Annotated in this window: 12 protein-coding genes; 10 read left to right on the top strand and 2 right to left on the bottom strand. The window is 67.7% G+C overall.

What is annotated here, in order from left to right; translation table 11 throughout:
* Positions 1-67: 67 nt before the first annotated feature.
* On the top strand, positions 68-1270 hold the full coding sequence (locus tag L6444_RS18725; protein ID WP_255731315.1) for a lipid-transfer protein: 1203 nt from the start codon (positions 68-70) through the stop codon (positions 1268-1270).
* Positions 1271-1273: 3 nt separating this feature from the next.
* Positions 1274-2527, top strand: a complete 1254-nt coding sequence (locus L6444_RS18720; RefSeq protein WP_236976480.1) for an acyl-CoA dehydrogenase family protein — start codon at positions 1274-1276, stop codon at positions 2525-2527.
* An 82-nt stretch (positions 2528-2609) separates the two neighbouring features.
* Here L6444_RS18720 and mntR read toward each other — a convergent pair whose 3' ends face one another.
* The gene (gene mntR / locus L6444_RS18715; protein WP_236976479.1) at positions 2610-3299 is read right to left on the bottom strand and encodes a manganese-binding transcriptional regulator MntR; all 690 of its coding nucleotides are present in this window, start codon (positions 3297-3299) and stop codon (positions 2610-2612) included.
* 82 nt (positions 3300-3381) lie between these two features.
* Here mntR and L6444_RS18710 point away from each other — a divergent pair, with 82 nt between their 5' ends.
* From L6444_RS18710 to L6444_RS18685, 6 genes are all read left to right on the top strand, one after another.
* The gene (locus tag L6444_RS18710; RefSeq protein ID WP_236976478.1) at positions 3382-4350 is read left to right on the top strand and encodes a bifunctional riboflavin kinase/FAD synthetase; all 969 of its coding nucleotides are present in this window, start codon (positions 3382-3384) and stop codon (positions 4348-4350) included.
* Between the two features lie 138 nt (positions 4351-4488).
* Positions 4489-4758 carry a 30S ribosomal protein S15 gene (rpsO, locus tag L6444_RS18705; RefSeq protein ID WP_180917911.1) on the top strand — a complete coding sequence of 90 codons (270 nt, stop codon included), beginning with the start codon at positions 4489-4491 and terminating at the stop codon, positions 4756-4758.
* An 11-nt stretch (positions 4759-4769) separates the two neighbouring features.
* Positions 4770-5300, top strand: a complete 531-nt coding sequence (gene lppU, locus L6444_RS18700; protein WP_444980224.1) for an LppU family putative lipoprotein — start codon at positions 4770-4772, stop codon at positions 5298-5300.
* Between the two features lie 324 nt (positions 5301-5624).
* A complete protein-coding gene (locus L6444_RS18695) occupies positions 5625-7877 on the top strand; it encodes a polyribonucleotide nucleotidyltransferase (protein ID WP_236976477.1) in 2253 nt (750 codons plus the stop codon).
* Between the two features lie 8 nt (positions 7878-7885).
* Positions 7886-9205, top strand: a complete 1320-nt coding sequence (locus L6444_RS18690) for a M16 family metallopeptidase (RefSeq protein ID WP_236976476.1) — start codon at positions 7886-7888, stop codon at positions 9203-9205.
* 4 nt (positions 9206-9209) lie between these two features.
* Positions 9210-10238, top strand: a complete 1029-nt coding sequence (locus tag L6444_RS18685; RefSeq protein ID WP_236976475.1) for a nitronate monooxygenase — start codon at positions 9210-9212, stop codon at positions 10236-10238.
* Between the two features lie 22 nt (positions 10239-10260).
* Here the strand turns inward: L6444_RS18685 and ald are convergent, their stop codons facing one another.
* Positions 10261-11376: an alanine dehydrogenase gene (gene ald, locus L6444_RS18680; RefSeq protein WP_236976474.1), complete on the bottom strand. Its 1116-nt coding sequence runs from the start codon at positions 11374-11376 to the stop codon at positions 10261-10263.
* A 138-nt stretch (positions 11377-11514) separates the two neighbouring features.
* On the opposite strand from ald, the gene L6444_RS18675 reads away from it, so the two are divergent.
* On the top strand, positions 11515-11979 hold the full coding sequence (locus L6444_RS18675) for an SRPBCC family protein (RefSeq protein WP_236976473.1): 465 nt from the start codon (positions 11515-11517) through the stop codon (positions 11977-11979).
* A gap of 104 nt (positions 11980-12083) precedes the next feature.
* Positions 12084-12995, top strand: a complete 912-nt coding sequence (locus L6444_RS18670) for a metal-dependent hydrolase (protein WP_236976472.1) — start codon at positions 12084-12086, stop codon at positions 12993-12995.
* The last annotated feature ends 5 nt before the right edge of the window (positions 12996-13000 follow it).

Genomic DNA, 13000 nt, shown 5'->3' with positions numbered 1-13000 from the left:
TGAATTTTCGCGGTGGCGTTCACTCGCGAGGCCGGGCCCACGGAAGGGGACAAAGTTGTCCAGCAAGGTGTCCAACAAGTCAGCCAACAGGGTCTACGTCGTCGGCGTGGGCATGACGAAGTTCGAGAAGCCGGGTCGCCGCGAAGGCTGGGACTACCCGCAGATGGCCAAGGAATCGGGCACCAAGGCGCTCGAAGATGCCGGGGTCGACTACAGCGAGATCGAGCAGGGTTACGTCGGCTACGTGGCCGGCGATTCCACCAGCGGCCAGCGTGCTCTCTACGAGCTGGGCATGACGGGCATTCCGATCGTCAACGTCAACAACAACTGCTCGACCGGGTCCACCGCGCTGTACCTCGGCGCCCAAGCCATCCGCGGCGGCCTGGCCGACTGCGTGCTGGCGCTGGGCTTCGAGAAGATGCAGCCCGGGTCGCTTCAGGTCGGATCCCAGGACCGCGAGTCGCCGCTGGGTAAGCACGTCCAGGCGCTGGCCGCCATCGAGGAGTTCGCATTCCCGGTGGCGCCGTGGATGTTCGGGGCGGCCGGACGTGAGCACATGAAGAAGTACGGCACCACCGCCGAGCATTTCGCGAAGATCGGCTACAAGAACCACAAGCACTCGGTCAACAACCCGTATGCACAGTTCCAGGAGGAGTACTCGCTCGAGGACATCCTGGGCGCCAAGATGATCTCCGACCCGCTGACCAAACTGCAGTGCTCACCGACCTCGGACGGCTCGGCGGCGGTGGTGCTGGCCAGCGAGGAGTACGTGGCCAAGCACAATCTGGCCGGACAGGCCGTCGAGATCGTCGGACAGGCGATGACCACCGACTTCGAGTCGACCTTCGACGGCAGCGCCGCCAACATCATCGGCTACGACATGAATGTGCAAGCCGCTCAACGTGTCTACGACCAGTCCGGGCTGGGCCCGGACGACTTCCAGGTGATCGAGCTGCACGACTGCTTCTCGGCCAACGAGCTGCTGCTGTACGAGGCGCTGGGCCTGTGCGGCGAGGGCGAGGCGGCCAAGCTGATCGACGACAACCAGACCACCTACGGCGGACGCTGGGTGGTCAACCCCTCGGGCGGGCTGATCTCCAAGGGTCATCCACTGGGGGCGACCGGTCTGGCGCAGTGCTCGGAGCTCACCTGGCAGCTGCGCGGCACCGCCGACAAGCGCCAGGTCGACAACGTCACGGCCGCGCTGCAACACAACATCGGCCTCGGCGGTGCCGCCGTCGTCACCGCCTACCAGCGCGCCGAGCGCTGAACCATGTTCGAGTGGTCCGAAACCGACCTGATGGTGCGCGACACCGTGCGCCAGTTCATCGACAAGGAGATCCGGCCGAATCTCGACGCGCTGGAGACCGGTGAGCTATCGCCGTACCCGATCGCGCGAAAGTTGTTCAGCCAGTTCGGCCTTGACGCGCTGGCCGCCGAGTCGGTGAAGAAGATGCTGGAACGCGAGCGCGCCAAGCAGAACGGCGAGCAGCTCGAAAAGGGCGGCGGCTCAGACGCGCTCGGCGGCATGGGAGGCGCGCAGGGGTCGATGGCGGCGGTGCTGATCTCCGAACTCGCCGGGGTCAGCATCGGGTTGCTCTCCACCGCGTCGGTGAGCCTGGGCCTGGGCGCGGCTACCATCATGAGCCGCGGCACCCTGGCGCAGAAGGAACGCTGGCTGCCCGACCTGATGACGCTGAAAAAGATTGCGGCGTGGGCGATCACCGAACCCGACTCAGGCTCGGATGCGTTCGGCGGGATGAAGACCTACGTCAAGCGCGACGGGCAGGACTATATCCTCAACGGGCAGAAGACGTTCATCACCAACGGCCCCTACGCCGACGTGCTGGTCGTCTACGCCAAGCTGGACGAGGGCGACCCTTCGATAGCGAAGCGGAACCGCCCGGTGCTGGTCTTCGTCCTCGACGCCGGCATGGAGGGCCTGACTCAGGGCAAGCCGTTCAAGAAGATGGGCATGATGTCGTCGCCGACGGGCGAGTTGTTCTTCGACAACGTCCGGCTGAGCCCGGACCGGCTGCTCGGGGAGAACGAGCAGCACGACGACGGCGACGGCCGCGACAGCGCCCGCGCCAACTTCTCCACCGAACGCATCGGCATCGCGATGATGGCACTGGGCATCATCAACGAATGTCACCGGCTCAGTGTGGATTACGCGAAGAGTCGCACCCTGTGGGGCAAGAACATCGGGCAGTTCCAGCTGATCCAGCTGAAGCTGGCCAAGATGGAGATCGCCCGAATGAACGTGCAGAACATGGTATTTCACACCATCGAGCGTCAACAGGCCGGTAAACCGCTGACGTTGGCCGAGGCGTCGGCGATCAAGCTGTACTCCTCGGAGGCGGCCACCGATGTCGCGATGGAGGCGGTGCAATTGTTCGGCGGCAACGGCTATATGGCCGAATATCGGGTGGAACAGCTTGCCCGCGACGCGAAGTCGCTGATGATCTACGCCGGCAGCAACGAGGTGCAGGTGACGCACATCGCCAAGGGGTTGCTGAGCAACTAGCCGCGCGAGCGTAACGAAGCCGCGAAACTCGCCCCGCCGCCGATCGCGGCCCCGCCGCCCTCGGACCGGGCTTTGAGCAGAGTCAGGCAACCACCCAGATCGCGCACGCCGCCGGGCTGCCCAGGTCCACCGTCGTCGCGCCGTCGTCCGACTCGACCGCCACCGAGACCATCCCGGCGAACTCGCGTCGGGTCAGCACCCGCAGCCGCGAGTCCAGGTTGATCCCGACGCTGTCGAAATACCGCAGCATCTGCGGGTCGGCGTCGGAGATGCGCGCCACCGTCCCGGTGTCGCCGTCGCCGCAGTCCCACAGTTGCCGCGCCGGCGGTGTCGGGACCTGACCGTCGGTGGCCGGAATGGGGTCGCCGTGCGGGTCGCGCTGCGGGAATCCGAGCTTGGCGTCGATGCGGGCCATCAGCCGATCGGACACCGCGTGCTCGAGCACCTCGGCCTCGTCGTGCACCTCGTCCCAGCCGTAGCCGAGTTCGTTGACCAGAAAGGTTTCCAACAGCCGGTGCCGGCGCACCATCGCTAGCGCCGCGCGCCGGCCGGATTCGGTCAGGGTGACCGCGCCGTACTTGGCGTGATCGACCAGGCCCTGCTCGGCGAGCTTGCGGATGGACTCCGAGGCGGTGCTGGCCGACACCCCGAGCTTCTCGGCCAGCATCTTGGTGCTGACCCTTTCCCGGGACCATTCCTGGGCAGTCCAGATGACTTTCAGATAGTCCTGGGCAACCGCGGTGAGTCCACCAGGCTCGTCGTCCGCCCTCACATGCCAAATCTTAGGCAACCCACGCCTAATCCGTTGCCCTGAGATTGCCGGGACGCCAAGCGGGACGATTAGGCTTGCGGTCGTGCAGCGGTGGCGCGGCCAGGACGAGATCCCAACTGACTGGGGTCGATGCGTGCTGACCATAGGGGTTTTCGACGGTGTGCACCGTGGGCACGCCGAGTTGATCGCGCATGCGGTGAAAGCGGCCCGCGCCCGCGGAGTGCCGTCGGTGCTGATGACATTCGACCCGCACCCGATGGAGGTCGTGTATCCGGGCAGTCATCCGGCGCAACTGACCACGCTGACCCGGCGTGCGGAGCTCGTCGAGGAACTCGGTATCGACGTCTTCCTGGTGATGCCGTTCACCACCGACTTCATGAAGCTCACCCCCGAGCGGTACGTGCATGAGCTGCTGGTGGAGAACCTGCACGTGGTGGAAGTCGTGGTGGGCGAGAACTTCACCTTCGGCAAGAAGGCGGCCGGCAACGTCGAGACGCTGCGCCGGGCCGGCGAGCGGTTCGGTTTCGCGGTGGAGTCGATGTCGCTGCTGTCCGAACATCACAGCAACGAGAACGTGACCTTCTCGTCCACCTATATCCGGTCCTGCGTGGACGCCGGCGACGTGATGGCGGCCACCGAAGCGCTGGGTCGTCCGCACCGCGTCGAGGGAGTGGTGGTCCGCGGTTACGGCAGAGGCTCCGAGCTGGGCTATCCCACCGCGAACGTGGCGCCGCCGATGTATTCGGCCATTCCCGCTGACGGTGTGTACGCCGCCTGGTTCACCGTGCTGGGGCACGGGCCGTCGACCGGCACGGTGATCCCGGGGGAGCGATACCAGAGTGCGGTGTCGGTCGGCACCAACCCGACGTTCTCCGGGCGCACCCGCACTGTCGAGGCTTTCGTCCTGGACACCGAGGCCGACCTCTACGGCCAGCATGTGGCGCTGGACTTCGTCGCCCGAATCCGCGGCCAGCAGCGGTTCGACTCGATCGACGAGCTGGTCGCCGAGATCGCCGGCGACACCGAGTGCACCCGCAAGCTGCTGAGCTGACGGGTCTCGTCCAGCCTGCACGCGCGGAACCGGACCTGATAACCCTGCTAAACTGCCCGACGACATCGGCGTGTGCTGCGGTTCGCGGTGGCCGCGCCGGAAAATCCTGATCGCGGACCTATTGATGGAGATGTTTTCGTGGCGCTTACCGCCGAGCAGAAAAAAGAAATTCTGAAGTCCTACGGGCTGCACGAGACCGATACCGGGTCTCCGGAGGCGCAGATCGCGCTGCTGACCAAGCGGATCGCGGACCTGACCGAGCACCTGAAGGTGCACAAGCACGACCACCACTCGCGTCGTGGCCTGTTGCTGCTGGTGGGCCGGCGTAAGCGCCTGGTGAAGTACCTGACCCAGATCGACGTGGAGCGCTACCGCTCGCTGATCGAACGGCTCGGTCTGCGCCGCTGACCCTGGGCGCTCTGCGCGCCCTGATCACCGGGGCCGTCCTGGCCACGATCGGCGGCGCATTGACGGGATGTTCGGTGCGGCCCAGCGGGCCCGACCTCGCCGACGTCAAAGTGGGGGACTGTCTCAAACTCGCCGGCACACCCGACCGCCCGCAGGCGACCAAGGCAACGTGCGGCAGTCCTGAGTCCAATTTCAAGGTCGTCGCCCTGGTCAAGGGTGGTGACCGGGCGAAATGTCCGACCGACGTCGACTCGTCCTACTCCACGCACAACGCGCTCAGCGGCTCGGACTCCACCCTGTGCCTGGACGTCGACTGGGTGATCGGCGGTTGCATGAGCGTGGACCCGCACCACACCGTCGATCCGGTCCGCGTCGACTGCGGCGACAGCGCGGCACCGCATCGGCAGCGTGCCACCGAGATCCTCACCGACCTCGACCCCCCGGTCGGGGTCGACCAGTGCGGCAGCGGTTTGGGCTACACCTACGCGCAGCGGCGGTTCGCCGTGTGTGTCGAAAATGTCAACGCCGGACCCCGGACCTGACCCCCCGACCTAGAGGTTTGCTCAATCCGCCGCGTAGGCCGGTGTAGAGTGAGGGCGTTCTGGGCCCCTTAGGCCCGGACGACATGGTGCGGTTCACGCAGATCCGCGGGTTCCGTTCCAGCGAGTCACCACGCATTCGCCAGAGCTGCTCAGTCTGCATCGGGCGGTCTTCGGTAGTGGCTGCCGGGCTCCCCGGATCTGGGGCAGGTCGGCCGCTTCGATCGATGGCCGTAGCCGCATCCGGACTTCGCTGGTTCTAGAAGGGCGCCTTCGCGCGTGACGACGCGAAACAGCTGAATAAACCAGAGAGGCCGCACCGACGTCATGTCTGCGACTGAAATTGAAGAAGGCGTTTTCGAGGCAACCGCCACCATCGACAACGGGAGCTTCGGCACCCGCACCATCCGCTTCGAGACGGGCCGCCTGGCCCAGCAGGCCGCCGGCGCGGTGGTCGCTTACCTCGACGAAGAGAACATGCTGCTGTCGGCGACCACCGCCAGCAAGAACCCCAAGGAACATTTCGACTTCTTCCCGTTGACGGTCGACGTCGAAGAGCGGATGTACGCCGCCGGCCGCATCCCCGGCTCGTTCTTCCGCCGTGAGGGCCGCCCGTCCACCGACGCGATCCTGACCTGCCGGCTCATCGACCGGCCGCTGCGTCCGTCGTTCGTCGACGGCCTGCGCAACGAGATCCAGGTCGTGGTGACGATCCTGAGCCTGGACCCCAACGACCTGTACGACGTGCTGGCGATCAACGCCGCGTCGGCTTCCACCCAGATCAGCGGCCTGCCGTTCTCCGGCCCCATCGGCGGGGTGCGGGTCGCCCTGATCGACGGCACATGGGTCGCGTTCCCCACCGTGGAGCAGCTCGAGGGCGCCGTGTTCGACATGGTGGTGGCCGGCCGCGTAGTCGGCGGTGACGCCGAAAAGGACGTGGCGATCATGATGGTGGAGGCCGAGGCCACCGACAAGGTCATCGAACTGGTCGAAGGTGGCGCGCAGGCGCCGACGGAGACCGTGGTCGCCGAGGGCCTGGAGGCCGCCAAGCCGTTCATCGCCACGCTGTGCGCCGCGCAGCAGGAACTGGCCGACGCAGCCGCGAAGCCCACCGGCGACTTCCCGGTCTTCCCGCCTTACGAGGAAGACGTGTACTACTCAGTGGCCACCGTGGCCACCGACGAGCTGGCCGCCGCGCTCAGTATCGGCGGCAAGGCCGAGCGGGACGCGCGCACCGACGAGATCAAGGCCCAGGTGCTCGAGCGGCTGGCCGGCACGTACGAGGGCCGCGAGAAAGAGATCAGCGCCGCGTTCCGGTCGCTGACCAAGAAGCTGGTCCGCCAGCGCATCCTGACCGACCACTTCCGCATCGACGGCCGCGGGATCACCGACATCCGTGCGCTGTCGGCCGAGGTCGCAGTGGTGCCCCGGGCGCACGGCAGCGCGTTGTTCGAGCGCGGGGAAACCCAGATCCTGGGGGTGACCACCCTGGACATGGTGAAGATGGCCCAGCAGATCGACTCGCTGGGGCCGGAAACCTCCAAGCGGTACATGCACCACTACAACTTCCCGCCGTTCTCCACCGGTGAGACGGGCCGCGTCGGTTCGCCCAAGCGGCGCGAGATCGGCCACGGCGCGCTCGCCGAGCGGGCGCTGATCCCGGTGCTGCCCCCGGTCGAGGAGTTCCCCTACGCGATTCGCCAGGTGTCCGAGGCGTTGGGCTCCAACGGCTCGACGTCGATGGGATCGGTGTGCGCGTCCACCCTGGCGCTGCTCAACGCCGGTGTGCCGCTGAAGGCGCCGGTGGCCGGCATCGCGATGGGCCTGGTCTCCGACGAGGTGGACGGCGAAACCCGGTACGTCACCCTGACCGACATCCTGGGTGCCGAGGACGCGTTCGGCGACATGGACTTCAAGTGCGCCGGCACCAAGGACTTCGTCACCGCGCTGCAGCTGGACACCAAGCTGGACGGCATTCCCTCGCAGGTGCTGGCGTCCGCGCTGGCCCAGGCCAAGGACGCCCGGGTGACCATCCTCGAGGTGATGGCCGAGGCCATCGACGGCCCCGACGAGATGAGCCCGTTCGCGCCCCGGGTGACCACCATCAAGGTCCCGGTGGACAAGATCGGCGAGGTCATCGGGCCCAAGGGCAAGGTCATCAACGCCATCACCGAGGAGACCGGGGCGCAGATCTCCATCGAGGACGACGGCACCGTGTTCGTCGGCGCCACCGACGGCCCGTCCGCGCAGGCGGCGATCGACCGGATCAACGCGATCGCCAACCCGCAGCTGCCGACCGTGGGGGAGCGGTTCCTCGGAACCGTGGTCAAGACCACCGATTTCGGCGCGTTCGTGTCGCTGCTGCCCGGCCGCGACGGCCTGGTCCACATCTCCAAGCTGGGCCGCGGCAAGCGCATCGCGAAGGTCGAGGACGTGGTCAACGTCGGCGACAAGCTGCGCGTGGAGATCGCCGACATCGACAAGCGCGGCAAGATCTCGCTGGTCCTGGTGGCCGAAGACGACGCGGCGGCCCCCGCCGAGGCCGCGCCGGCCGAGCCCGCCGCGACGGCCGGCAGCTGATCTGACGGGTGGCAACCAACGCTGAGCCCGCCGGGGCGCTCCGACCTGGCGGCGTGCGTCGTAGCACGCTGCCAGGCGGCCTGCGGGTGGTCACCGAACACCTGCCCGCCGTGCGTTCCGCGTCGGTCGGCGTCTGGGTCGGCGTCGGGTCCCGCGACGAAGGCGCCACAGTGGCCGGGGCGGCGCACTTCCTCGAGCATCTGCTGTTCAAGTCGACGCCGACGCGTACTGCCGTCGACATCGCCCAGGCGGTGGACGCCGTCGGCGGCGAGCTCAACGCCTTCACCGCCAAAGAGCACACCTGTTATTACGCGCATGTGCTGGACAGTGACCTGGAGCTGGCCGTTGACCTGGTTGCCGACGTGGTGCTCAACGGCCGCTGCGCGGTCGAGGACGTCGAACTGGAACGCGACGTGGTGCTCGAGGAGATCGCGATGCGCGACGACGACCCCGAGGACGCGCTGACCGACACGTTCATGACGGCGCTGTTCGGCGACCATCCGGTGGGCCGGCCGGTGATCGGCAGCGCGCAGTCGGTGTCGGCGATGACGCGCTCGCAGTTGCATTCGTTCCACGTGCGCCGCTACACCCCGGAGCGGATGGTGGTGGCCGTCGCCGGCAACGTCGAGCACGACGAAGTGGTGCGCCTGGTGCGCGAGCACTTCGGATCGCGGCTGGTTCGCGGGCGCCGCCCGGCGGCTCCGCGCAAGGGTGCCGGCCGGGTCAACGGTCGTCCCACCTTGCTGCTGAGCAACCGCGACGCCGAGCAGACCCATCTGTCGCTCGGCCTGCGTACCCCCGGCCGCGGCTGGCAGCACCGCTGGGCGCTGGCGGTGTTGCACACCGCGCTTGGCGGGGGGCTCAGTTCCCGGCTGTTCCAGGAGATCCGCGAGACCCGCGGGCTGGCGTACTCGGTGTATTCGGCGCTGGACCTGTTCGCCGACAGCGGGGCACTGTCGGTGTACGCCGCGTGTCTGCCGGAGCGCTTCGCCGACGTCATGAAGGTGACCAGCGCGGTGCTGGAATCGGTTGCGCGAGATGGGATCACCGAATCCGAGTGCCGGATCGCCAAGGGGTCGCTGCGGGGCGGTCTGGTGCTGGGTCTGGAGGATTCCGGGTCCCGGATGAGCCGGATCGGCCGCAGCGAGCTCAACTACGGTGCGCACCGCAGCATCGAGCACACCCTGAGGCAGATCGACAGGGTCACTCTCGACGAGGTCAACGCGGTGGCGCGGCGCCTGCTCGGCAATCCCTACGGCGCCGCGGTGGTGGGCCCGTACCGGTCGAAACGCTCGCTGCCACAACAACTTCGCGCGATGGTAGGTTAGCCCGGTGGTATTGGGCTTCTGGGATATCGCGGCGCCCATCGTGGGTGCGCCGATGGCCGGTGGCCCGGGGACCCCGGCGCTGGCCGCCGCGGTGTCGAATGCCGGTGGGCTGGGTTTCGTCGCGGGCGGCTACCTGAGTGCGGACCAGTTCGCCGCCGATATCGCTGCCGCGCGTGCGGCCACCACCGGGCCGATCGGGGCCAACCTGTTCGTGCCCCAGCCCAGCGTCGCCGACTGGCTGCAATTGGAGTACTACGCCGAAGAACTCGAAGAGGTGGCCGACCATTACCACGTCGAAGTCGGGCACCCGGTGCACGGTGACGACGACGACTGGGAACGCAAGCTCGACGTGGTGGCCGACGTGCGCCCGGAGATGGTGTCGTTCACCTTCGGGGCGCCGCCGCCTGACGTGGTCCGGCGGCTCAGTGCGCTGGGACTGTTGGTGTCGGTGACGGTGACGTCGGTCTACGAGGCCGGGGTGGCGGTCGCGGCGGGTGCGGACAACCTGGTGGTGCAGGGTCCGGCCGCGGGTGGGCATCGCGGCACGTTCGCCCCCGACATGGAGCCGGGTGCCGAGTCGCTGCATCAGCTGCTCGACAAGATCGGCAGCGCGTATGACGTGCCGTTGATCGCGGCGGGCGGGCTGGGCACCGTCGAGCAGATCGCGGCGGTGTTGCGCCGAGGCGCGGTCGCCGCGCAGGTCGGCACCGCGCTGCTGCTCGCCGACGAGGCCGGCACCAATCCGGCGCACCGGGTTGCGCTGAAGAATCCACTGTTCGACGCCACCGTGGTCACCCGGGCGTTCTCCGGCCGCTATGCGCGCGGGCTGGCCAACAACTTCACCCGGTTGCTTGATCACGTTGCCCCACTTGGCTATCCCGAGGTCAACCAGATGACCAAGCCGATCCGGGCGGCGGCGGTTGAGCAGGAGGACCCGCACGGCACCAACCTGTGGGCCGGGGAGGCCTACCGGGAGGCGCAGGCGGGTCCGGCAGCCGACATCGTCACGGCCTTGGCGCCCTACATCCGGTAGGGCACCCACACGGCAGGCCGGGTCAGTTCAGCAGGCTGGCCGGGTCGGTGAACGGCAGGTCGAGGTCGTGGGCCACGTGGTCGGCCAGCAGCGCCCCAGCGTGCGTCGAAAGGCCTTTGGCCAGAGCGGGATCCGAGCGGCAGGCCGCACGCCAGCCCTGGTCGGCGAGTTTGAGCAGGTACGGCATGGTGGCGTTCGTCAGCGCATACGTCGACGTCTTGGGAACCGCGCTGGGCATGTTGGCCACGCAGTAGAACAGGGTGTCGTGCACCGCGAACGTCGGTTCGTCGTGGGTGGTGGGCCGCGAGTCCTCGAAGCAGCCACCCTGGTCGATCGAGATGTCCACCAGCACCGCACCCGGCTTCATCTGTGCGACAAGAGAATTCGGAATCAAACTGGGCGCCTTCGCGCCGGGCACCAGCACCGCCCCGATCACCAGGTCGGCACGTTTGACCGCGCCCACCAGCTCGTAGGTCGACGAGTAGCGGGTGCCGATGCGACCGGCGAACTCCGCGTCCAACAGCCGCAGTTTGCCGAGGCTGACGTCGAGAACCATGACCGAAGCGCCCATGCCGCTGGCGACTCGGGCCGCGTTGTATCCGGCGGTGCCGCCGCCGATCACGACGACGTCGGCCGGCTTCACCCCGGGCACCCCGCCCATCAGGGCGCCGCGACCGCCCTGGGTCCGCATCAGGTGATACGAGCCGACCTGCGCGGAGAGCCGGCCGGCGACCTCGCTCATCGGGGCCAGCAACGGCAGTGCACCGTCGGCGGTCTGCACCGTCTCGTAGGCGATAGACGTTGCGCCCGAAGCCAATAGCGCATCGGTGCACGAACGGGAGGCGGCCAGATGCAGGTAGGTGAACAGGATCTGTCCGGAACGCAGGTAGCCGTATTCGGCCGGCAGCGGCTCTTTGACCTTGAGCACCAGTTCGGCCTCGGCCCAGACCTGCTCGGCGGTGTCGGTCAGCTGCGCGCCGGCCGCCTTGAACTTTTCGTCGGCGATGGCCGACCCTTCTCCCGCGCCGGCCTGGACCAGCACCTCGTGGCCCCGTTGGGTCAGGGTGGCCACGCCGGCGGGGGTGATGGCGACCCGGAATTCGTTGTTCTTGGTCTCGGTCGGGATTCCTACACGCATGTTCGGGCCTCCTGCCGAGTTCGGTTCCGGGGATACTTCGATTGTCAGAAAATTCCGCGGTCAGCGCTATTCGGGGCATCGGCGCGGCGCTGATCGGCGCCCGGGTTTGTCCGCTGAGGTGCTGGTTATGATTTTTCGATGACCGCGCCTTCCGCCACCGCCACCGTGCAGATCGACGCGAGCCCCGAGGCGGTGTACGGCTTGATCACCGACCTGCCGACGCTGGCTTCGCTGGCCGAGGAAGCCGTGAAGATGGAGCTGCGCAAGGGTGCGGCCGTCACCGAGGGTGCGGTGTTCGTCGGTCACAACGAGAACGGCGGCAAGCGCTGGACCACCAAGTGCACGGTCACCGATGCCGATCCCGGCCGTGCTTTCGCGTTCGACGTGCGTGCCGCGATGCTTCCGATCGCCCGCTGGAAATACGACATCGAGGCCGCCGCGGACGGCGGCTGCCGGGTGACCGAGAGCACCTGGGATCAGCGTCCCGGGTGGTTCCGCAAGGTCGCCGGGCTGCTCACCGGCGTCCCAGATCGCGACGCGGAAAACGCCAAGAACATCGGGCTCACGTTGCAGCGGCTCAAGCAGCGCGCCGAACAAAGGTAGTACCGCGGGTATCGCATACTCCCGCGCTTCAGTAAACTACCTGGCGGTTCGGTAGACGCGAGGCGCGAGGCGCGGGGCACGAGGCGCGATGCAAGGGGGCCTTGATGAGCACAGTCGACGACAGGGCGGTGGGTCCGCATTCGTCGGACACTGCCGATCATGAGCGGCTCGTTCTCGAAGCGCGCAACGTCGACTTCGACTGGACGAAGCTGCCGTTTCACTACGTGCCCAACGAGCCGCTGGCCACCCACGTGCTCAACGTCCTGCACCTGCTGCTGCCGGCCGGCGAGGAGTTCTTCGTCGAGGTGTTCAAGAAGACGCTGCCGCTGATCAGAGACGACCAGCTGCGCTTGGACGTCCAGGGTTTCATCGGCCAGGAGTCCATGCACTCCCAGGCGCACTCCGGGGTGCTCGCCCACTTCGACGCCCAGGGCATCGACGTGACGCCGTTCACCGACCAGGTCCGGTGGCTGTTTCAGACTCTGCTGGGGGAGAAGCCGTGGCGCAGCACCCGGCGGCAGCACAGTTGGCTGCTCGAACAGGTGGCGATGATCGCGGCGATCGAGCACTACACCGCCGTGCTGGGCGAATGGGTGCTGGACTCGCCGGCTCTGGACGCCGCGGGCGCCGACCCGGTGATGCTGGACATGCTGCGCTGGCACGGGGCCGAGGAAGTCGAGCACAAGGCGGTCGCGTTCGACACGATGAAGCACCTGCGGGCCGGTTACTGGCGACAGGTGCGGGCGCAGCTGGTGGTGGGGCCGGTGTTGCTGCTGTTGTGGATTCGCGGGGTGCGGTTCATGTTCTCCGTCGACCCGTACGTGCCGCCGGGCAGCAGGGCGAGCTGGCGCGGCTACCTGCGGGCGGCCCGCCGCGGACTGGTGCCCGGCCCGCTCCGGCTGATCCGCGTCGTAGGGTCCTACTATCGGCCGAACTTCCACCCCTCGGAGCTGGGTGGGCTGCAGCGGGCTGTCGACTACCTGGCGGTGTCACCGGCGGCCCGGGCGTCGCACTGACCATG

The sequence above is a fragment of the Mycobacterium kiyosense genome (assembly GCA_021654635.1).
GTDB lineage: Bacteria > Actinomycetota > Actinomycetes > Mycobacteriales > Mycobacteriaceae > Mycobacterium > Mycobacterium kiyosense.
The sequence above is the reverse complement of the archived record's forward strand: the minus strand, read 5'-3'. Positions and strand labels throughout refer to the sequence as shown.